The following is a 20,435-nucleotide window of genomic DNA, read 5'->3' on the forward strand; positions in this document are numbered from 1 at the left end:
CTCCCCTAGTGCGTGCTGGCAACTGCGATGGGCTCACCGGACACATCGTTGAACGGGCCGCGCCGGTCCGCAACCGCCAGGTACACGATCGCACCGAGCCCTGCGCCGATGAACCAGGAGAACTCCGAGACAACCTTGAAGGCCGGAACGAACGCCAGCAGCAGCGCCACCACGGCGGTGACGGCGAGGGCGATCACGGCCCGCACGTTGACGCCCTTCGTGTAGTGGTACTCGCCGTTGGCATCGGTGGTGAACAGGGCGAGCACGTTGATCTTCGAATGACGCACCAGCCAGTAGTCGGCCATGATGATGCCGAACAGCGGACCGAGAATGGCTCCGAGTCCGCCGAGGAAGTAGTTGATGACCGCAGGCGTGTTGTACAGGTTCCACGGCAGGATCACCAGGCCGATTACGGCCGAGATGAATGCTGCACGACGGAAGTTCAGGTGCTTCGGGAACAGGTTGTTCAGCGCATAGATCGGGGCGACGAAGTTCGCCATCAGGTTCACGGCGATGGTGAGGATCAGCAGCGCGAGGGCGGCGAGCACCAGCAGCAGGGTGTTCGGCACCTCCTGAACGATGTCGGCGGGTGCCTCGATGATGCGGCCATCGATGCGGAACTGAGCGCCGGCCATGGTGATGACGATGCCGCCGAACACCAGCATGTTGAGCGGGATGCCCCAGAAGTTGCCCGCCACGATGGCCCGTTTCGATGTTGCGTTGCGGGTGAAGTCGCAGAAGTTGAGGACGAACGTGCCGTAGATCGCGACCCACAGGCTGGCGCCGCCGATGATCTTCAGCCACATGTCGAGACCTGTGAGCGAGTCCGGTGTACTCCAGGCGATGCTCCAGTCGGCGTTGTTGAGCATCCAGATCGCGAGAGCGATCATCGTGAACAGGATGACCGGACCGGCGAATGCCTCGTACTTGCGGATCATCTCCATGCCGTAGCTGACGATGACCACCTGGATCACCCAGAGCGCGACGAACGAGATCCAGCCGAGCGTCGACAACCCCAGGAAGCTGTTCGAGTCCAGGGTCTCGGCGGACGGCGCGAGCGCGATGATCATGATGCGCAGCACCACCGACGCGAGGTAGGTCTGGATGCCGAACCATGCGATCGCGACCGCGCCGCGGATGAGCGCCGGGATCTGCGCACCACGGACGCCGAATGCGATGCGGCTCATCACCGGGAACGGCACACCGGTCTTCTCCCCCATGAACCCGGACAGGTTGAGCAACAGGAAGAGGAAGACTCCGCCGAGCCCGAGGGCGAGCAGGATCTGCCACCCGCCGAGCCCGAGAGCGAACAGTCCGATGGCGAACGAATAGTTGCCGAGGCTGTGGACGTCGTTCGCCCACAGCGTGAAGATGTTGTACCCACCCCACCGTCGACCTTCGCGCTTGGTGGGCGCGAGATCGGGGTTGTACAGATCCGGACTCACGCCGGCGAACGGGGTTGCATCATCACGACTGGAGTCGCCGATCAGCCCGGTGGATCCTGTGCTCATGGACACGCCTGTCACGGTCGGAGCGCCGGCGCTCCGCGCCGCCGCTAGAATTCCACTTTGCGGAAGTAATATTCCACAGGTTCGCTAAGTAGCGCGCATCGGGACGCCACCTGTCAACCCTCTGGCGCGATTGACTGTGCTCATGCCCACATCTAGAGTCACCCCCACAGTGGAGTGTGATTTCCACGATGAGGAATTATCTCGCCAGCAACGGAGACTACGCATGACCGCCGATACCCGCGAGCAGTCGAACCACTCCGATCTCGACCTGGTGGTCCGCGGCAAGCGCACGCTGACGACGGCGGGAATCGTCGCCCGCGAGATCGGTATCCGCGACGGCCGCGTCGTCGCGATCGAGCCGCTGGGCAGCAACCTCCCCGGCACGGAGATCATCGAACTCACCGACGAGCAGGTCATGATCCCGGGCCTGGTCGATACGCACGTGCACGTCAACGAACCGGGCCGCACGGAATGGGAGGGGTTCGACTCCGCCACCCGCGCAGCGGCAGCCGGCGGCGTGACCACACTGATCGACATGCCGCTCAACTCGATTCCGCCTACGGTCAACGTCGACGCACTCAACGCCAAGCGCGCGGCCGCATCGGGCAAGCTACACATCGACGTCGGTTTCTGGGGCGGCGCGATCCCCGGAAATACCGGCGATCTGCGCGGCCTGCACGACGATGGCGTGTTCGGCTTCAAATGCTTCCTGCTGCACTCCGGCGTCGACGAGTTCCCGCATCTCGACGCCGACGAGATGGAGAAGGACATGCGGGTGTTGGCCGAGTTCGACTCCATGATGATCGTGCACGCCGAGGACTCCCGCGCCATCGATCATGCCCCCACTGCCGAGGGTGACCGGTACAGCCGCTTCCTGGCGTCCCGGCCGCGCGGCGCCGAGAACGTGGCCATCGCCGAGGTCATCGAGCGTGCGCGGTGGACCGGGGCCCGTGCGCACATTCTGCACCTGTCCTCGTCGGACGCCCTGCCGATGCTGGCGACTGCCAAACGCGACGGCGTCCGGATCACCGTCGAGACGTGCCCGCACTACTTGACGCTGCTCGCCGAGGAGATCCCCAACGGCGCGACCGCGTTCAAGTGCTGTCCCCCGATCCGTGAGGCGTCGAACCGGGAACTGCTGTGGCAGGGCCTGCTCGACGGCACGATCGACTGCATCGTGTCTGACCATTCACCGTCGACGATCGACCTGAAGGACGTCGAGAACGGCGACTTCGGCGTGGCGTGGGGTGGCGTCGCCTCGCTTCAGCTCGGCTTGTCGTTGATCTGGACCGAGGCAAAGCGTCGTGGTGTGGCACTTACGCGGGTGCTCGAGTGGATGGCGGCCAAGCCCGCCGAGCTCGCCGGGTTGACCAACAAGGGCAAGATCGCCCTCGGCTACGACGCTGATTTCGCGATCTTCGAGCCCGAGTCTGCGCAAGTGGTCGACGTGCACAAGCTGCACCACAAGAACCCGATCAGTCCGTACGACGGGCGTGCACTCGCCGGCGTCGTCACGGGTACCTGGCTGCGCGGCAAGAAGGTCGACTTCACGACCCCGCAGGGCCGGATGCTGCGGCGCGGCGGCGTGTAGCACCGTAGTTGTGGATGTCGGCGTGGTACGTGTTCCCGCGGACAACCGCAGCGGTTACCGCGAACCGGTCTGCAGATCAGAGCGCTGCGCAGAGACAGTGCTCGGCAGAGCACGCACGGCAGCCAGATGCTGCTTAGTGGTAATGGTTTTGGGGTGTTCGGAGCCCAAGCTGATCTCGAAAACGCATACGGCGCGGACGAACAGGTCGCGTGCCCGCCCATTGTCTCCCTGTTGCAGTGACAACATCGCCCAGTTGTGCAGTGTCACTGCGACATCCGGGTGATTGGGGCCCAACAACCCGATTTTGACCTCGTACGCTCGCTGATAGCACATCTCAGCCTGACCGTAGTTCCCACGTATAGCATGCACGGCGGCCAGGTTGTTGAGGATTACCGCTCGATCGTAACGGCATGGTCCGCTGCACTTTTCGAAGATGTTCAGAGCGCGTCTGTACAGCTCCTCGGCTTCGTCGAATCGTTGCTGTTCCTGCACCAGCGCCGCCAACGCTGCGATGTCTTCCGCGACGGCTACATGGTCCGGTCCCAGCGCAGCTCGACGGATCCGAACGGCACGCCGAGCAAAAGTCTCCCCGGTAGAGAAATTTTTCCTCGCGTGTTCGATACCGGCGAGGTTATGCCAGAGTGCGGCGACGTCGACGTGATCGTGGCCGCAGGCCGCTTCGACGATCGGCAGCGCTTGTAGGTACAGCGCTTCGGCCTCGTCGAACCGCGCGGCGTACTTGTACACCACCGCAAGATCATTCAGCAGCAGAGCGACCTCCACTGCGCCGGCACCGTAATAGCGCTCCGCGAACTCGATCGTGTGTAGATAGAGCCGCTCGGCATCCTCGAGTCTGCCCAAGACCCGGTGTATACGCGCGACGCTGGAGCGGACGGCTATTCCCACAGGCGTCAGCGCCTCGTCCCCGCCGTGGCCGTTGAGGATGGTGTAGGCGCGCTGGTAGGCGGTCTCGGCTCCGACGAAGTCATTCGACCCCTCGCGGATCGCTCCGATGTTGTGCCAAAGCACCGCAGCGTTCAAGGTCGACCGGCCCCGGCACACGACCAGGCCGAATGCCCTCAGTGTGCCGAGCCGGCGAATCCCGCGACGTACCGCGCCGCCCTGCGCGGAGCTACCCGAGCATGACCTCATTGTGGTTCGACGCCAACCTGGCATTGGCGATCGCTGTCGCAGGTCCGATCAGGGCCACGGTGGCTGTGGTCGTGACCAAGCCCACCCGAGTCAACAGTGCGCGGATCTGCGCGCGACTTTTTCCGTTCATCATTCCTCCTCTTTCAGGACTCCGACTCGATCGTCGCGCAGACGGGCAAGGAGGACCTCGGTAGCGCACTACGTGTTTTCAGGTCACAACGCCCGGGGTTCCTGAGCACGCCGATCGGCCGGTTTCCCGTCGAGCGCGTCGTATGAAGTTCGCCGATCAGCGGTGAGGTCCGTACCCTTCCCCCGTGAGCGCTATCGACCCCGACAAGCTGAGAACCTGCCTGCAGGTGCTGGCCGACATTGAGGCGTTGCCGCCCGAACACCCCGACGCCGTCGCCGTGCGCAGGGCCACGGCCGGCATCTTCAAGTCGGTCCGCAAGGCCCGCAGGCACGCCAAACGCGACGCCATCGCGGCCGCCGACCGCGCCGTCATCGCTGCCACCGCCACGGGCGCACCAGGCCGGATCGACGACGAGACGGCGGGGCTGCCCCTGGTGTCCAACGCCGACGGAGCCACCGCCGGCACGCTGCAGCGGTCCCGGGCCTGCTACGTCTGCAAGGCCCACCACACTGTGGTCGACGCGTTCTACCACCAGCTCTGCCCGAGCTGCGCGGCACTCAACAGGGCCAAGCGCGACGCCCGCACCGACCTGACCGGCCGGCGTGCCCTGCTCACCGGTGGCCGCGCCAAGATCGGTATGTACATCGCGCTGCGGCTGCTGCGTGACGGCGCGCACACGACCGTCACGACGCGCTTTCCGCACGACGCCGTGCGCCGCTTCGCCGCGATGCCCGACAGCGCCGACTGGCTGCACCGGCTGCGCATCGTGGGCATCGACCTGCGCGATCCCGCGCAGGTGGTCGCACTGGCCGACACCGTCGCCGCGCAGGGTCCCCTGGACATCCTCATCAACAACGCCGCCCAGACGGTGCGCCGCTCTCCGGGCTCGTACGCGGCGCTGGTCGAGGCCGAGCGCGCCGCGCCGACCGAGCTCGAACTCGTCGACGTCATCTCGTTCGACCGCGTCAGCGACGCCCACCCGGCAGCCCTCGCCGGGAGCCTGTCGGAGCATCACACCCCGCACGCGGTCACCGAGCTCGCGCTCGCGGCGCGCAGCGCCTCGCCGGAACGGATCGCTGCGGGCACGGCCATCGACGCGGGCGGGTTGCTGCCCGACACCGCACCGGTCAACAGCTGGACTCAGCGGGTGCACGAGATCGACGCGATGGAACTTCTCGAAGTCCAGCTGTGCAATCAGACGGCGCCGTTCATCTTGGTCAGCCGGCTGCGTCCCGCGATGGCCGCCTCGACGGCGCGACGCAAGTACGTCGTCAACGTCTCGGCAATGGAAGGGCAGTTCAGCCGGGCCTACAAGGGGCCCGGTCACCCGCACACCAACATGGCCAAGGCCGCGCTGAACATGCTGACGCGCACCAGCGCCGGTGAAATGCTCGAGCAGGACGGCATTTTGATGACCGCGGTGGACACGGGGTGGATCACCGACGAGCGCCCACATCCGACGAAGCTGCGCCTGGCCGACGAAGGATTCCACGCCCCACTGGATCTGGTCGACGGAGCCGCGCGCGTCTATGACCCGATCGTGCGCGGGGAGGCGGGCGAGGACCTGTACGGCTGTTTCCTGAAGGACTATTCGCCGGGCAACTGGTAGTGGGTTCTGCCCGCCCGGCGGCGGTGATCGGGATACTCGGCGCGACCACCTGATCACCAACGTCGCCAACGGTTCCCGCGGGTTACCGGCCGGCCTCGGGGAGCGGGATCGCGGTATCCGGTCATCGCGTGGGAACCGCTTGTCGGCTTCGTCCGGTACCAGGTTTCCACACGCGCTCCCCCCGCATCGGACCATGGTGCGGGAATCAATCTGATCCGGCCAACGCTGCTGGCTGTTGTGCCGGCGATGTCGATCGAGGCAGAGCACGCCACATTCATGCAAACCGATCTGCTGTCGACAGAGGCCCGGATCCCCCTCGCCGACAGCGTAGGAGGTGATCATCATGCCAACCTTCGACACTGGCGAGTATCCCGCCGAGAGCGGCACCCGCGCGAGCGATTCTGCGTCGTCGTCGGCGAAGTACCACCTGGGTCTCGACGCCGACGATGTGCTGACCACGACCCGTGCCGTGCGCAAGCGCCTCGACCTACACCGGCCGGTACCGCGCGAACTGGTTGTCGATTGCGTGCGGATCGCAACGCAAGCTCCGAGCGGACGCAACCGGCAGCGATGGGATTTCGTGCTCATCGACGACCCCAAGCAGCGCGCGGCGATAGCCGACATCTGGCGCCGAGGTCTACTCACCGGAGTGCCGGGCACCGGGGGCAGCTATGACGCCAGCCGCCGGCCGACGAGCGGACATTCGTGGCGCCGGATCGCTGCCAGCCTCGATCACCTCGCCACCCACCTGCACGAAGCGCCGATGCTCCTGATCCCGTGTGTGCGGGTGGATTCCCGCCGTGAACTGACCACAGTGCGCGGCCAGGCGGGTGCCTGGGGATCCGTACTTCCGGCGGTGTGGAGCTTCATGCTGGCTGCACGCGAACGCGGACTCGGAACCGCCTGGACCACATCTCATCTCAGCTATGAACTGGAAGCCGCTGAGCTTCTCGGTATCGACGCCGAGCACGTTGTACAGGCAGCGTTGACCCCGGTGGCGTTCACCCGCGGTACACAATTCCGGCCCGGGCCCCGTGCCGATCACCGCGAGTTCATCCATTGGAACACCTGGCACCAGACCCACTGATAGGCAAGCACCAGACGCCACTGCGCGACGGCAACTGCTCGCCGGGCTCACGCTTCTGCGTCGGCGGTAGCCGATGGCGCCTTCGGCGGCACAGGCCCACCGCGACACGCACGCAGATACGCCGGGTAGTCCCAGGTCCGCAGGAACTCCTCGGCGGCGCGCACCCCGCGTTGGTAGAGCGCGTCCCGTTCCTCGGCGCTGATGGTGAAATCGAGGGGACCGACATTCTCAGTGGGTACGAAGATCGTCCGCCGAACCGTGCACGGGTCGTCGATGTAGGCGGCGTCCTGGTCGCTGATCAACGTCTCCAAGGCCGCGAACGCCAACGACAGCGGACCATGGATCTCGTGCGTCGGCGCCCGCCCGGCCGGCGCCGAGAGTCGGATCCCGAAGGTCGGCCAACGCGGCTGGTCGTCGGAGCTGTCGAACAACTGGACCGGGAAGTTCGACAGCAGACCACCGTCGACCCACGTGGCCCCGCCGACCTCGACCGGCTGAAACGCGAACGGCACCGCCGAGGACGCGCGCACCGCCCGCGCGACCGGGAACTCGTCGGGATCCACACCGTAGTTCGGCAGATCCCACGGAATGCGGACCAACCGACGTCGTGACAGATCACTGGCGGTGACCACCAGCGACCACGCATTGCGCTCCGGCTCTTCGCCGGTACGCAGATCACCGAACGTGCGAACGCCCAACCCGCCGAGCAGCTCGGTCAGCAGGTTCTCCAGATAATCGCCTCGGTACAGCCCGTTGTTGGCGGCGAGCGACAATGCCGGGCCCACCACCGGAATCCGCGTGAGCAGCGTCGGGTCGGCGAACTTGGAGTAATCGATCTCCCGCGCGAGCTCGTCGAGACGCGACAGCGGTTCCCCGGCGGCCTGAAGTCCCGCGATCATCGAGGCCACCACCGAACCCGCGCTCGACCCAGCGACCCTGGGGAACTCGTAGCCTGCGGCGGCGAGCACATGCACGGCTCCGACCAGGCCGATACCGCGGACACCGCCGCCTTCACACACCAGATCCGCGCGGTTCATGTGCGCCTCCTTTCCGCACCTGATCCCAGGCTAGGCCGCCTCCGCCGCGAGCATGTCACCTCTCACCGCCTGCGGACCGCACATGTAGCGGCCGCCGAGCGACTCCACAGCACACTCCCAGCTCTACCCAGGACTACATAGCCTCCCTATGTTCGTTGTGCCGGGTGACGGCCTAACGCCGCCGTCCGAACCGATCGACGGGGAGACTTCATGCCCACTTCAAACAACGACCAGCTCCTTCGCCGCTTCGAGCAGCTGGTCTCCAGCGATGCCCAACTGGTTGCCGCCCAACCGGATCCGGCCGTCACTGACGCCATCAGCCCACCTGATGCGAGGCTCGTCGACGTCATGCGCACCGTGATGACCGGATACGCCGACCGGCCCGCTCTCGGGCAGCGCGCCGTCGAGTTCGTCACCGACGAAACGGGGCGTACCGTCGCCGAACTGCAGCCCCGCTTCGACACGCTCACCTACGGCGAGACCTGGGCGCGGGTCCGGGCGCTGGCGCACGCACTGATCGACCATCCCGTCCGTCCCGGGGACCGCGTCGCGACGCTGGGCTTCACCAGCGCCGACTACGCCATCGTCGATATGGCCGTGTCCCTGACCGGAGCCGTCGCAGTGCCGCTGCAGACCAGCGCCGCACTGACGCAGCTACAGCCGATCGTGGTCGAGTCCGCACCGACGGTGATCCTGTCCAGCGTCGGTGACCTCGCCGACGCCGTGGAACTCGCACTCACAGCCCATGCCCCGGAGCGGGTGATCGTGTTCGACTATCACCCGCAGCTCGACGAACACCGCGACGCCTTCGACGCCGCCGCCACCCGCCTGCACAACATTCCGCTGGAATCCCTTGACGACGTCATCGCCCGTGGCGCAGACCATCTCGACGAGTTGGAACCCGCCGGCGGTGCCTCTGACGACCTGCGTCTGCTCGTCTACACCTCGGGGAGCACCGGCGCCCCGAAAGGGGCCATGTACACCGACCGGCTGATGGCCAACTGCTGGCGCGGCTGGTTCTCCCCCGAGCGCGACGTCGACAACAGGTTCCCGGCGATCACTTTGGACTTCATGCCGCTGAGCCACGTGATGGGCCGCGTCGTCCTCTACGGCACCCTGGCTGCCGGCGGCACCGCCTACTTCACCGCGCGCAGCGACCTGTCGACACTGCTCGACGACCTCGCCTTGGTGCGACCGACCCGACTGGATTTCGTACCCCGCATCTGGGAGATGCTGTTCCAAGAGGTGCAGAACAGCGGCGGACAGAGAAAGGACCTCCTCGGCGGACGACAACTGTTCGCGATGACCGGGTCGGCGCCGATTTCCCCGGAACTGCGGCAGTGGGCCGAGGACTACACCGGCATACACATCATCGACGGCTACGGCTCCACCGAGGCGGGCATCGCCCTGGTCGACGGCGAGATCCAGCGCCCGACGGTGCTCGACTACAAACTGGTCGACGTGCCGGACCTGGGCTACTTGAGCACCGACCGGCCGTATCCGCGCGGCGAATTGTTCCTCAAGACAACGAATCTCATTCCGGGTTACTACGAGCGACCCGACGTGACCGCCGAACTGTTCGACGCCGACGGCTGGTATCACACCGGCGACGTGATGGCCGAGGTCGGACCGGATCGGCTCGAGTACGTCGACCGCCGCAACAACGTGCTCAAGCTGGCGCAGGGCGAGTTCGTCACGGTGTCCAAGTTGGAGGCCACCTACGGTGGCCACCCCTCGATCCGGCAGATCTTCGTCTACGGCAACAGCGCCCGCTCCTACGTGCTGGCCGTCACCGTTCCCACCGACGACGTGCTGGCCGGCGTCGGCGGCGACGTCACCGCGGTCAAACCGGTTCTCGCCGAGGCCCTGCAGGCCGTCGCGCGTGACGCCGGCCTGCAGTCGTTCGAGATCCCGCGCGACTTCCTCGTCGAGACCCAGCCCTTCACCCTGGAGAACGGTCTGCTCACCGGCATCCGCAAACTCGCCCGCCCGCAACTCAAACAACGCTACGGGCCCGAGCTCGAACAGCTCTACACCGACCTCGCCGAGGACCGGGCCGACGTGCTGCGCGAGCTGCGGCGCACCGGCGCGGACGGCCCCGCGCTGCAGATCGTCACCCGCGCCGCCGAGGCGCTGCTGGGCACCACCGGCGCGGCCCCGGACACCGCTTTCACCGACCTCGGTGGAGATTCGTTGTCGGCGTTGACCTTCGGTAACCTGCTGAACGAGATCTTCGACGTCGACGTGCCGGTCGGGGTGATCGTGAGCCCGGCCAGTGACCTCGCCGCCATCGCCGCCCACATCGAGGCGCAGCGCGCAGGCGGCGCCAAACGGCCCAGCTACGATGCCGTCCACGGCTCCGACGCCACCGAGGTCCACGCGAAAGACCTGACACTGGACAGGTTCCTCGACGAGGCCACGTTGGCGCACGCCCCCGAAATGCCTGGCCCCAGCGGCGAGGTCCGCACTGTGCTGCTGACCGGTGCCACCGGATTCCTCGGCCGCTACCTCGCCCTGCAGTGGCTGGAGCGGATGAACCTCGTCGGCGGCACGGTGATCGCGCTGGTCCGCGCCAAGGACGACGACGCCGCGCGGGCCCGCCTGGACGCCACATTCGACAGCGGTGACCCGAAACTGCTCGCCCACTACCGCGCCCTCGCGGCTGAACACCTCGTCGTGCTGGCCGGCGACAAGGGCGAGGCCGACCTCGGCCTGACCCGCGCGACCTGGCAGCGACTTGCCGACACCGTCGACCTGATCGTGGATCCCGCAGCGCTGGTCAACCACGTGCTGCCGTACCGGCAGCTGTTCGGGCCCAATGTCGTCGGCACCGCCGAGCTCATCAGAATCGCCCTGACCACCCGGATCAAGCCGTTCGTCTACGTCTCGACGATCGGCGTGGGCGACGGTATCTCGCCTGGCCGCTTCGTCGAGGACGCAGACATCCGGCAGATCAGCGCCACCCGCACGATCGGCGACAACTACGCCAACGGCTACGGCAACAGCAAGTGGGCCGGTGAAGTCTTACTGCGGGAAGCCCACGACCTGGCCGGTCTGCCGGTGTCGGTGTTCCGCTGCGACATGATCATGGCCGACACCACCTACGCCGGGCAGCTCAACGTCCCCGACATGTTCACCCGCCTGATGCTGAGCCTGGCCGTGACCGGCATCGCCCCCAATTCGTTCTACGAGCTCGACGAGGGCGGCAGTCGCCGGCGTGCCCACTTCGACGGTCTGCCAGTGGAATTCATCGCCGACGCCATCTCCACCATCGGCGCGCAGGTGGTTGAGGGTTTCGAGACCTACCACGTCATGAACCCGCACGACGACGCCATCAGCCTGGACACGTTCGTCGACTGGCTCATCGAGGCCGGCTATCCGATCATCCGCGTCCCCGGATACGCGGCCTGGCTGGACCGGTTCGACACCGCGCTGCGGGCGCTGCCGGAGAAGCAACGCCAGGCCTCGCTGTTGCCGCTGATCCACAACTATCAGCACCCCGAACACCCGATCAACGGCTCAATGGCACCGGCGGATCGCTTCCGCGCCGCGGTGCTGGAGGCGAAGATCGGACCGGACAAGGACATCCCTCACCTATCGGCGCCGGTGATCGTCAAATACCTCACCGACCTGGAGTTGCTCGGGCTGATCTCGTTCCCCTGACGGGCCGAGCGTCCTACCGTGAACCCCATGCCGGAAACCATCGAGGTCGCCCACCCACCAGAAGTGCTGCTCAACGTCGTCAACCCCACGCTGCGGTTCGCGCTGCGCACACCGCTGGGTGGTGTGCTGAAACAGTTCATGATCGTCAGCTTCACCGGCCGCAAAACCGGCCGCCGTTTCGCCGTGCCCGTCAGCGCCCACCACCTCGACGGTGACCTCTACGTCATCCTCGAGGCGGGCTGGAAGCACAACTTCCGCGACGGCGCCCCCGCCGAGGTCACCCACAACGGCAAGACGACACGGATGCACGGTCAGCTCATCACCGACCCCGCGACCGTCGCCGACATCGTGCACCGCGTCGCGGCGTCCTGCGGCGTCAAGAAGGCCCAACAGAGCATGGGCCTGAAGTTCAGCGGCGACACCGTCCCGTCGAGAGAGGAGTTCCAGTCGGCAGCAACGCGTCTCGGTATCGCCGCCATCCGGCTCACCCCGGCGACGTGACCGCGAGTTTTCGACCGAACTGTTCTGTAGTCTTGTTTCGGCGGCAGTCGATACGGATGGGTCGACCTCTGCGAGAGCCAATTCCGTGAAGTTCCTTGCGTCGACTCGCATGCTGCAGATCGACAGGAACAGTCAAACCAGTTCGGAGGATTCTGCGAAATGACCAGAACAACAGAGCATCTTAGAGTCAACTGATGAGCGGTTACGCTCCGGTGCAGAACATCGTGCTGGGTGACGTCGAGGTGATCCGTGCCATCGAATGGCATGAGCCGTTTTTGGCGACGACTGAGTTTCTTCCAGAAGTCGCCACCGAGGTGTGGACGCGCAACGCGAAATGGCTGAATCCGGACCATTGGCAGCCCGAAGATGACCGGATGGTCATCGCGCTCCAATCGTGGGTACTGCGAAGCGGCGGTCGGACCATCCTGGTCGACACCGGAGCGGGTAGTCGGCGCGAGCGACCGGGAATGGCGCCCTGGTTTCACCAGCGGGAGAGCGATCTACTAGCGGTACTGGCTGAAGCCGGAGTCCAACCGCGAGACATCGACGTTGTTGTCAACACCCATATGCACGTTGATCACGTAGGCGGGAACACCGTCGATGCAGGCGGTCACTGGGTGCCCGCGTTCCCCAATGCCCAGTATCTGATTTCCGCCGCCGACGACGCTCACTACGGTCCGAACAATGTGAGCGGAGAGGGGTTGGGAGAGGTCGATCGCCTGGTGTACGAGGACAGTGTCGCGCCAATCCACGAGGCGGGACAGGCCGTGCTGTGGGAAGGGCTGTACACCATCGACGAACACCTCACCTTGGAATCGGCGCCTGGCCATACTCCGGGTGCATCGATTCTCAGGCTTGCGTCTGGGGGTGATCGCGCTGTCTTCGCCGGAGATGTGGTGCACAGCCCGGTGCAGATTCTCGACCCTTGTTGCAGCAGCGCGTACTGCTATGCGCCGCAACAAGCGGAAGCCAGTCGCCGCCGCATACTGGAGCGGGCGGCCGATGAACGTGAGCTGCTCATCCCCGGGCACTTCGGTGGTGCGGGCGCACTGGAAGTTCGGCGAAGCAATGGCGGATTCGCCCTCGGCCAGTGGGCTACCTTCAGTCCGGGCTCGGGGAAGAGCGGAACCGACTGAACGGCTATTCCGCTAACGCCCGATGCCCCACCGCTTGTCAGGCACCCAGCGCTGCAATCACCGTCCAGCGGGTCTCGGCGATCACCGCGATGGGACTGGGAGTTGGTGGGCTGATGGATCCATCCGCCAAACAGGGCGCGGATCCGCTCAGCGAGGCTGCGGCGGACGCTGTGATCCCGTTCGGCAAACACGTGCGTGAGGGGGTTGCCGGCCGCAGTCGCCACCGCCCAGAGCTGCAGTACGGCCCGTGCTCCAGGGCCTCGGTCGACGAGGTCGTGAAGATACTTCCCGCACACTGTGCCGCCGCAAGGCCATCTGCTGCGCAGTGAACTTCAGGGTGACGGTGGCCTCCCCCCATGGCGCAGGCTTCGAAACTGTCGACGACAGCGTGTGCTGTTCCACGGTCCGACTCCGCGTGGCATGTCGGGTACTTCGTCCCGTTCCCCTGGGTGAGCATCTGCATGCGCGCTGCCATTTCGGCCCTCAGCTCTGATCCCATTGCAACACAGGGGAATAGAGCCAACAGAGATCCAAGCTGAGCAGGAAGGCCAACCTGGCCGCGGGTGAGCAGGCTGAGCGAGTTCGTCGCGACGCCCAATGCGACCTCACCTTCTGCGATTCGGAGCATGAATCACGTGGCTGTGCGGAACAGCGGGTTGAATTGCCCGCGTCGGACTCAGCGCGCAGCCGCAATGAGCTGTTAACAACCTCGACCAAGATCGGTAATGTTCATCGAACTACACTTTCGATAAGAATTTGAAACCGCCAATTATGCAATGTGTAGGCGCGCGAAGGGGAATGTGACTTTCCGCCACTACCGCGGTATCGGCGTGCCGTTCACTCTTGTCCGAACACCCAGCTCCAGCGCAAAGGGACAGAAAGGCTTCAGATGCTCACGGCTGCCAAAAAGGCCACGCTCGGAAGTTTTGTCGGCACGACAATCGAATGGTATGACTTCTTCATCTACGGCACGGCCAGCGCACTGGTCTTCCGTCATGTCTTCTTTCCCTCCCACGACCCTCTGATCGGCACCCTGCTCTCTTTTGCGACATTCGGCGTGGCGTTCGGCGCCCGGCCTCTCGGAGGGTTGATCTTCGGTCACTTCGGAGACCGTGTCGGCCGACGACCGATGCTCGTCGTGACACTGATCTCGATGGGTGTGACGACCGGTGCCATCGGTCTTCTGCCCAGTTACGACGCGATCGGCATTGCAGCGCCGTTGCTGCTCGTCGCACTCCGAGTGCTGCAAGGACTTTCGGTCGGTGGCGAATACGGCGGGGCTGTGCTGATGTCGGTCGAGCATGCACCGCCGGGTAGTCGTGGGTTGTACGGCAGTTGGGTCCAAGCAGGATCGCCGGCGGGTCAGATTCTCGCCAACGGTGTCTTCCTGATCACCACAGCAGTGATGTCGCAGGAGCAGCTTCTCTCGTGGGGTTGGCGCATCCCGTTCCTGGCGAGTTTTGTGCTCGTCGCGGTCGGTCTCATCATTCGACTGGCCGTGGAGGAGAGCCCAGAATTCAAACGGGTCGATCAGCGAAATGAAAAAGAGGCGAGCCCGCTCGTCACTATTCTGCGGCAGTACCGGAAGCAGGTGGTACTCATGGCGGGCGCGTACCTTGTCACCGGCATCGTCATTTATGGGGCCGCTGTCTATAGTCTCAGCTACGGAACAACCAATCTGGAGTTCAGTTACAGCCAGATGTTGTTGATGGTTCTGCTGTGCCAGGTGCTCACGTTCATCCTCATTCCGATTTTTGCTCGTACGGCAGACCGCGTGGGTATCAAGAAAGTGTTCATGATCGGGAACGTCGGTATGGGGCTGATGGGCGTTCCCTGGGTCCTTCTATTGGACACCGGAAATTTTGCATTAGCGGTATTCGGCTACTTTCTGATCTTTATCCCCTATGCAGCGACCTACGGGACGATGGCCGCCTTTTTCGCCAGCGTCTACGACGCTCGGGTCGGCTATTCCGGAGTTTCGATGGGCTATCAGCTCGGCTCCATCTTCGGTAGCGGTCTCACGCCACTGGTGGCGGCCGCACTCATCGCCTCGACCGGGACGGTGGTGGCCTTCGGCGTCTACATCTCGGTCGCTGCCGTGGTCTCAATCGTAGCGACGATCGGGCTCAACGCCTTCGAGGACAAGGTCGAGTCGCCGGCCCCATCTGTCAACAAGATTGCGGTATGAGTCTGGTGGACAAGACTATTCACAAACCCGTGAAGCTAACCGCTGTTCCCCGGCGAAGCCGATCCCCGAGGGGGATCTTCAGGGAGCTCCGCATAATCCCATTGATGCTGCCGGGCGAGATCACAGGCGACGTCGACGGCTCCGTTGAGCAGTGAGTCCAGCAGAACGCGATGATCGTCAGCAATCGTGACCAGCGCGGGGGCGGACGCCAACATCGTCACCGAGGTCCATGCCTCGATCTGGAGGTTCTCCCAGGAGCGTTTGATGAGGCCGTTGCCGGCCGCCTCGATGATGTGCCGGTGGAACGCCACGGTCTCCGACCCGACAGCCTCGACATCGTTTTGCTCGGCCGCACCGTACATTCTCGCGACGTCCTGTTGTAGTTGCTCGACAGGCACCCTGCCGGCCAGCAACACCAGACGGGTGGCTGTCTCCTCCAGCGCGGCACGGAGGACGTAGCTTTCACGCACGGTCTCTCGGATGAAGGACCGGACGAAGGTGCCGCGCCGTGGCCTTATCTCGACGAGACCGAACGCTTCCAGGTCGCGCAGCGCCTCCCGGACCGGAGCCTGACTGGTGCCGAACTGCGCCGCGACCTTGGTCTCTACCAGGCGCTCGCCTGGACCCAACTCCCCCGACACGATCTCGTGCACAAGCGTGTCTCTGATCTGGTGGCTGAGCGTTTGACGCAGGCTCGGCGGGGGGTGCGCGGGCATGTTCTGAAGATACGGACTCATCGTCGCCTTCTGGACGACTGGCCTGGTTTGTGACGTTCAGAGGTCGACGACGAGGACAGCGGACCTCGATCGGGAGACGCAGGGCAGGATGATCTCGCGCGATTCTCGCTCTGAATCGCTGAGTACGTCATCGTGGTGTTCCGGGATGCCGCCGAGGACCCGCACTTCGCAGGTGCCGCAGATTCCGGCCCGGCAAGAGTTGTCGATCTCGATGCCGGCGTCTTCGAGTACTTCCAGAAGTGTTCTGTCGGCCTGGACGCGCAAGGTCGTGCCTGTCCCGGCCAATTGCACCTCGAATTGGCCGTCAGGACCGAGCGCCGGAAGTTCTCTGGGTGTGAAGCGCTCCAGATGCAGTGCACCGGTCGGCCAACTGGCACATCGGAGTTCCACGGCGTCGATGAGCGAACCCGGACCGCAGCAGTAGACCGCCGTTTGCGGTTCAGGGCTCCCGAGGAAGCGGTCGAGGTCGAGAAGCCCGTGCTCGTCATGGGGCAGCACATACAAGTCGCCACCAGGTACCGTGCTCAATTCCTCCACGAAGGCCATCGAGCCGCGTGTTCGTCCTCCGTACAGAAGCGTCCACGGCTTCCCGCATCTGGCGACTTCGTGGACCATCGGCAGAATGGGCGTGATACCGATGCCCCCGGCTACGAAGAGGTAGCGGTCGGCGTCCACCAGTGCGAAGTTGTTCCGCGGCCATGATGCGGACACGACGCGGCCTGGCCGGAAGCTGTCGTGTATCAGCTCGGAGCCGCCGCGGCTGTCATCCTCCCGCAGAACCGCTATACGCCAGCGCTGGGCGTCGGCCGGTGTGCCGCACAGTGAGTAATGACGGACCAGCTTGTCGGCTAGCTCGATTTCGATGTGCGCGCCGGGTGTCCACACAGGTAGTGGTGCGTCGTCTTCTGAGCATAGTTCCATGCTCACGACACCTTCGGCTTCCTGCTGAATTGCAGAAACCTTCAGCCGTGCAGGCAATGTCGTTGCGCTGTTCAAACAGAACTCCAGGGCGTTGGGTGGGGCACGGAACATGCAGGACCGGGGACGCCCGGGAGTCACACTTGGGGCGCCATCAGTCGGGTGGCAGTCTCGGGCGTGAACATGTTCGCCGCGATGTCATGCATGCCCCGCATGGCCCGCAGGATTTCTTTGCGATCCTCATCCGTTTTCGCGTACCGCGCCAGCATCTGTCTGCCGAGTCCGACGTGGAACTTCTCGTCGATCTCGATCTTGCGATGCACCCGCACCACCTCGTCGAAGCCGTGGCGTTCTCCGGCGAGGAATGTCGGCTCGAGGCTCCCAGTCGCCGAAGTTTCCGACGCGTTCCACGCGGCAATTGCGGCAAGGGGGTGGCGATCGAGACAATCCCAGAGGAACTCACTCCATCTCTGAGTGTCCGGAGGGATCGTGGTGGGCGCCGTGCCGCCGAGCGATTCGACTGCGTTGCTCACCAGTTCGTAGTGCTCGGCCTCCTGGAACGCTTGCTTCGCCAGCAGGGTGATGTGCTTGCGCTCGAAACCCAGTCCATACCGGTGGATCTCGGCATTCAGCAGGAACACGTAATCGATCTCGCGCCACGCACGCGTCGCCAGCCACTCCGCCAGGATGATGGGCTTGGGGTCCCGACTGAAATTGTCGAAGAAGTCCTCACTGGTGCGTTTCGCGTTGGCGAAGATGGCGTCGAGAATCTCATCGACTTCTCCGATGATGGGATCGAGGCCTGCCCCTCCCCTGACATTGCGCACATCTACCACTGCTCGTCCCCTCCTCGGTCGCAACACTATCGATTATCGATTGTTATGCAGGGGCGTGGGACCGTCAAACGGAAGAGGACATCTCGCTCGTCGGTTGACGCCGGGCAGCCGCAATAAGTCGGACGTCTGCGACGGCGACAAGGGCTCCGTCTTGCGGCGCCGGGAGCCCGACGGGCCGACCCTGTCCAAATAACGAATCTGCTTGCGGTGGCGGACTTTTGCCGCCTGGCCAGCGCGTGTAACGCCTCCTCCAGCAGCGGCGATGAAGAGGACGGCGACGCCACGATTACGTCACTGTGACGGACGAGCGGATGAATCGCCAAAACGCCGCCGCCCGAATCCGGGCCTGACATAGTTCTGTGCAGAGTTGTGGGGGGAATGAATGACCGCTGGTCTGCGAACCGCCGGTCGCCTGGCAGGGGCGACCGCCTTGGCGTTGGCGGCGCTACCGATCATCATCCCGGTGGCGGACTCGCAACCGTGCCCCGACATCGGCGTGGTGTTCGCCCGCGGCACCGCCGAACCGCCCGGGGTCGGTGGAGTCGGCCAGAGGTTCGTCGACTCCCTGCGAGCGCAAGTCGGTCCGCGGACGGTGGGCGTGCACGCCGTGAACTATCCGGCCAGTAGCAATTTCAGCGGTGGGCCCGTCTTCACCATGAATGTCGTCGAGGGCATGCGCGACGAGACCAACCACGTGCGCGGCGTGGTTTCGGTCTGCCCGAACACCCGCATGATTCTCGGCGGCTACTCCCAGGGCGCCGTGGTGACAGCCCTGGCCACCTCCGGCGTGGTGCCCGCGGACGTACCGGCCGGAGCCGCTCCCCTTCCGATCCCCGGCGACGTTGCTGACAACGTCGCCGCGGTGGTGCTGTTCGGTATGCCGGCCGGATGGTCTGCGGTGAAGTACAACGCACCGGTCATCGATGTCGGACCGGCCTACGCGGCCCGAGCCCTCGAGCTGTGCGCCCTGGGCGACGCCGTCTGCTCCGGCGCCCCCGCCACCGGTTCCACTGCGGCACACCAGCAGTACGCGAACAACGGCATGGCCGACCAGGCGGCAACCTTCGCCGCCGGCATGCTGGCACAGCCCGCTCCCAATCTGACCCTCCAGTGAAACGTCAGGGCGTCGACTTGCCGGACAGGCCACCAGCCCCAGGCGCCACGCAGAAGTGATTTCCTTCTGGATCGGTCAGCGCGAGGGACGGCGGCCCGCAGATCGGGCAGCTCTCCCCCGCCTGACTGAGCCCACTATCCCTTAAGGCATCGGGCATGCCATCGAGCCGGAGGTGCAATCGGCCCTGGCTGGGTGGCATGTCCGGGCTGCGAACGAACTCCAACGCAGGCCCGCTGCCGCAACGCAACGATGAGTACTCGGAATACCTTCGCACAACCGGGTATTCGATGATCTCCGACCAGAATCTGCAGACCGCGGCGGGATCGGACACATCGGTCACCACGGCGGCAACCCGGTCCGAGCCGCGGTATTCGTCACGCGGTTCCAGAACGCAGAATTCGTTTCCCTCCGGGTCGGCCAGCACCACCCACGGCACGCTGCCCTGACCGATGTCGATGGGCCGCCCGCCCAGAGCGCACGCTCGCCGCACCAGCGCCTCCTGGTGCTCCTCGGAAACAGAGGCGAGGTCAAGGTGCAGGCGGTTCTTGGTCTTTTCGGCGTGGGAGCGGTGGACCACATCCAAGACAAGGCCGTGCCCGAGATCGACTTCGTCCGTCGGGCACGCGAGCAGCGCAGACCAGAACCGGCCTACCCGGGTCGGATCCTGCGCTTCGACAACCACTGCGCCGAGATGAACGGACACACCGCCAACGTATTCGACGCCGTCAAGACCCGCCCGTCAGCAGGCGTCCGCCGCCGACTCGTACGCGTCGATGGCCTCCACCTTGGCCGCCGACGCACTTTGCGGATCGAACTCGTAGCCGAGCCACTCACCCATGAGGCGGCGCGCCAACTCCAGCCCGATCACCCGCTGCCCGAAGCACAACACCTGTGCGTTGTTCGACAGCACCGAGCGTTCGACAGAGAAGCCGTCGTGCGCGGTGACCGCGCGGATGCCGGGCACCTTGTTGGCGCTGATCGCGACCCCGAGCCCGGTACCGCACACCAGCAGGGCGCGGTCGGCCTTCCCGTCGGCGACCATTCGCGCCGCCGCCACCGCTACGTGCGGATAGGCGGTGTTCTCATCGGCGCCCACTCCGGCGTCGGTGACCTCGGCGACGCGCTCATCGGCGAGTAGGTCACCTTTGAGCGCTTCTTTGTACTCGTATCCGGCGTCGTCGGATCCGACGACGATCCGTAGGCCAGTCGGCATGGCGGTCATGTC

At 65.1% G+C, this 20,435-nt stretch carries 16 protein-coding genes; 8 read left to right on the forward strand and 8 right to left on the reverse strand.

Translation table 11 applies throughout. The features are described 5' to 3' along the window. Positions 1–5 precede the first annotated feature (5 nt). The gene (locus C6A87_RS15615) at positions 6–1,511 is read right to left on the reverse strand and encodes an NCS1 family nucleobase:cation symporter-1 (protein WP_311113115.1); all 1,506 of its coding nucleotides are present in this window, start codon (positions 1,509–1,511) and stop codon (positions 6–8) included. A 223-nt stretch (positions 1,512–1,734) separates the two neighbouring features. Here C6A87_RS15615 and allB point away from each other — a divergent pair, with 223 nt between their 5' ends. Further along, complete coding sequence (gene allB / locus C6A87_RS15620) at positions 1,735–3,102, forward strand: allantoinase AllB (RefSeq protein ID WP_311113116.1); 1,368 nt, start codon at positions 1,735–1,737, stop codon at positions 3,100–3,102. A gap of 54 nt (positions 3,103–3,156) precedes the next feature. Here the strand turns inward: allB and C6A87_RS15625 are convergent, their stop codons facing one another. Then, positions 3,157–4,143 (reverse strand): tetratricopeptide repeat protein, encoded by a 987-nt coding sequence (locus C6A87_RS15625; protein WP_311113117.1) that lies wholly within the window; start codon positions 4,141–4,143, stop codon positions 3,157–3,159. Positions 4,144–4,568: 425 nt separating this feature from the next. Between C6A87_RS15625 and C6A87_RS15630 the strand changes: the two genes are divergently transcribed. Both C6A87_RS15630 and C6A87_RS15635 read left to right on the forward strand, forming a co-directional pair. Further along, positions 4,569–5,993 carry an SDR family NAD(P)-dependent oxidoreductase gene (locus C6A87_RS15630; protein WP_311113118.1) on the forward strand — a complete coding sequence of 475 codons (1,425 nt, stop codon included), beginning with the start codon at positions 4,569–4,571 and terminating at the stop codon, positions 5,991–5,993. A gap of 343 nt (positions 5,994–6,336) precedes the next feature. Further along, a complete protein-coding gene (locus tag C6A87_RS15635) occupies positions 6,337–7,080 on the forward strand; it encodes a nitroreductase family protein (RefSeq protein WP_311113119.1) in 744 nt (247 codons plus the stop codon). A 47-nt stretch (positions 7,081–7,127) separates the two neighbouring features. Here C6A87_RS15635 and C6A87_RS15640 read toward each other — a convergent pair whose 3' ends face one another. After that, positions 7,128–8,117, reverse strand: coding sequence for a patatin-like phospholipase family protein (locus C6A87_RS15640; protein ID WP_311113120.1), 990 nt, complete (start codon positions 8,115–8,117; stop codon positions 7,128–7,130). Between the two features lie 210 nt (positions 8,118–8,327). Between C6A87_RS15640 and car the strand changes: the two genes are divergently transcribed. From car to C6A87_RS15660, 4 genes are all read left to right on the forward strand, one after another. After that, positions 8,328–11,780 (forward strand): carboxylic acid reductase, encoded by a 3,453-nt coding sequence (car, locus tag C6A87_RS15645; RefSeq protein ID WP_311113121.1) that lies wholly within the window; start codon positions 8,328–8,330, stop codon positions 11,778–11,780. Between the two features lie 27 nt (positions 11,781–11,807). Further along, positions 11,808–12,281, forward strand: a complete 474-nt coding sequence (locus tag C6A87_RS15650; RefSeq protein WP_311113122.1) for a hypothetical protein — start codon at positions 11,808–11,810, stop codon at positions 12,279–12,281. A 194-nt stretch (positions 12,282–12,475) separates the two neighbouring features. After that, positions 12,476–13,417, forward strand: coding sequence for an MBL fold metallo-hydrolase (locus C6A87_RS15655; protein WP_311113123.1), 942 nt, complete (start codon positions 12,476–12,478; stop codon positions 13,415–13,417). Between the two features lie 889 nt (positions 13,418–14,306). Next, positions 14,307–15,605, forward strand: coding sequence for an MFS transporter (locus C6A87_RS15660; protein ID WP_311113124.1), 1,299 nt, complete (start codon positions 14,307–14,309; stop codon positions 15,603–15,605). A 35-nt stretch (positions 15,606–15,640) separates the two neighbouring features. On the opposite strand, the gene C6A87_RS15665 is transcribed toward C6A87_RS15660, so the two are convergent. From C6A87_RS15665 to C6A87_RS15675, 3 genes are read right to left on the reverse strand one after another with little or no spacing between them, the layout of a single operon-like run. After that, on the reverse strand, positions 15,641–16,321 hold the full coding sequence (locus tag C6A87_RS15665) for a GntR family transcriptional regulator (RefSeq protein WP_311113125.1): 681 nt from the start codon (positions 16,319–16,321) through the stop codon (positions 15,641–15,643). 57 nt (positions 16,322–16,378) lie between these two features. Further along, complete coding sequence (locus C6A87_RS15670) at positions 16,379–17,338, reverse strand: PDR/VanB family oxidoreductase (RefSeq protein ID WP_311113126.1); 960 nt, start codon at positions 17,336–17,338, stop codon at positions 16,379–16,381. 59 nt (positions 17,339–17,397) lie between these two features. After that, positions 17,398–18,096 (reverse strand): hypothetical protein, encoded by a 699-nt coding sequence (locus C6A87_RS15675; RefSeq protein ID WP_311113127.1) that lies wholly within the window; start codon positions 18,094–18,096, stop codon positions 17,398–17,400. A gap of 382 nt (positions 18,097–18,478) precedes the next feature. Between C6A87_RS15675 and C6A87_RS15680 the strand changes: the two genes are divergently transcribed. Then, positions 18,479–19,210, forward strand: coding sequence for a cutinase family protein (locus tag C6A87_RS15680; RefSeq protein ID WP_311113128.1), 732 nt, complete (start codon positions 18,479–18,481; stop codon positions 19,208–19,210). A 4-nt stretch (positions 19,211–19,214) separates the two neighbouring features. Here the strand turns inward: C6A87_RS15680 and C6A87_RS15685 are convergent, their stop codons facing one another. Further along, positions 19,215–19,913 carry a VOC family protein gene (locus tag C6A87_RS15685; protein WP_311113129.1) on the reverse strand — a complete coding sequence of 233 codons (699 nt, stop codon included), beginning with the start codon at positions 19,911–19,913 and terminating at the stop codon, positions 19,215–19,217. A gap of 36 nt (positions 19,914–19,949) precedes the next feature. Beyond that, positions 19,950–20,432 (reverse strand): ribose-5-phosphate isomerase, encoded by a 483-nt coding sequence (locus C6A87_RS15690; protein ID WP_311113130.1) that lies wholly within the window; start codon positions 20,430–20,432, stop codon positions 19,950–19,952. Between the last annotated feature and the right edge of the window lie 3 nt (positions 20,433–20,435).

Source organism: Mycobacterium sp. ITM-2016-00317 (assembly GCF_002968295.1).
Classification (GTDB): Bacteria; Actinomycetota; Actinomycetes; order Mycobacteriales; family Mycobacteriaceae; genus Mycobacterium.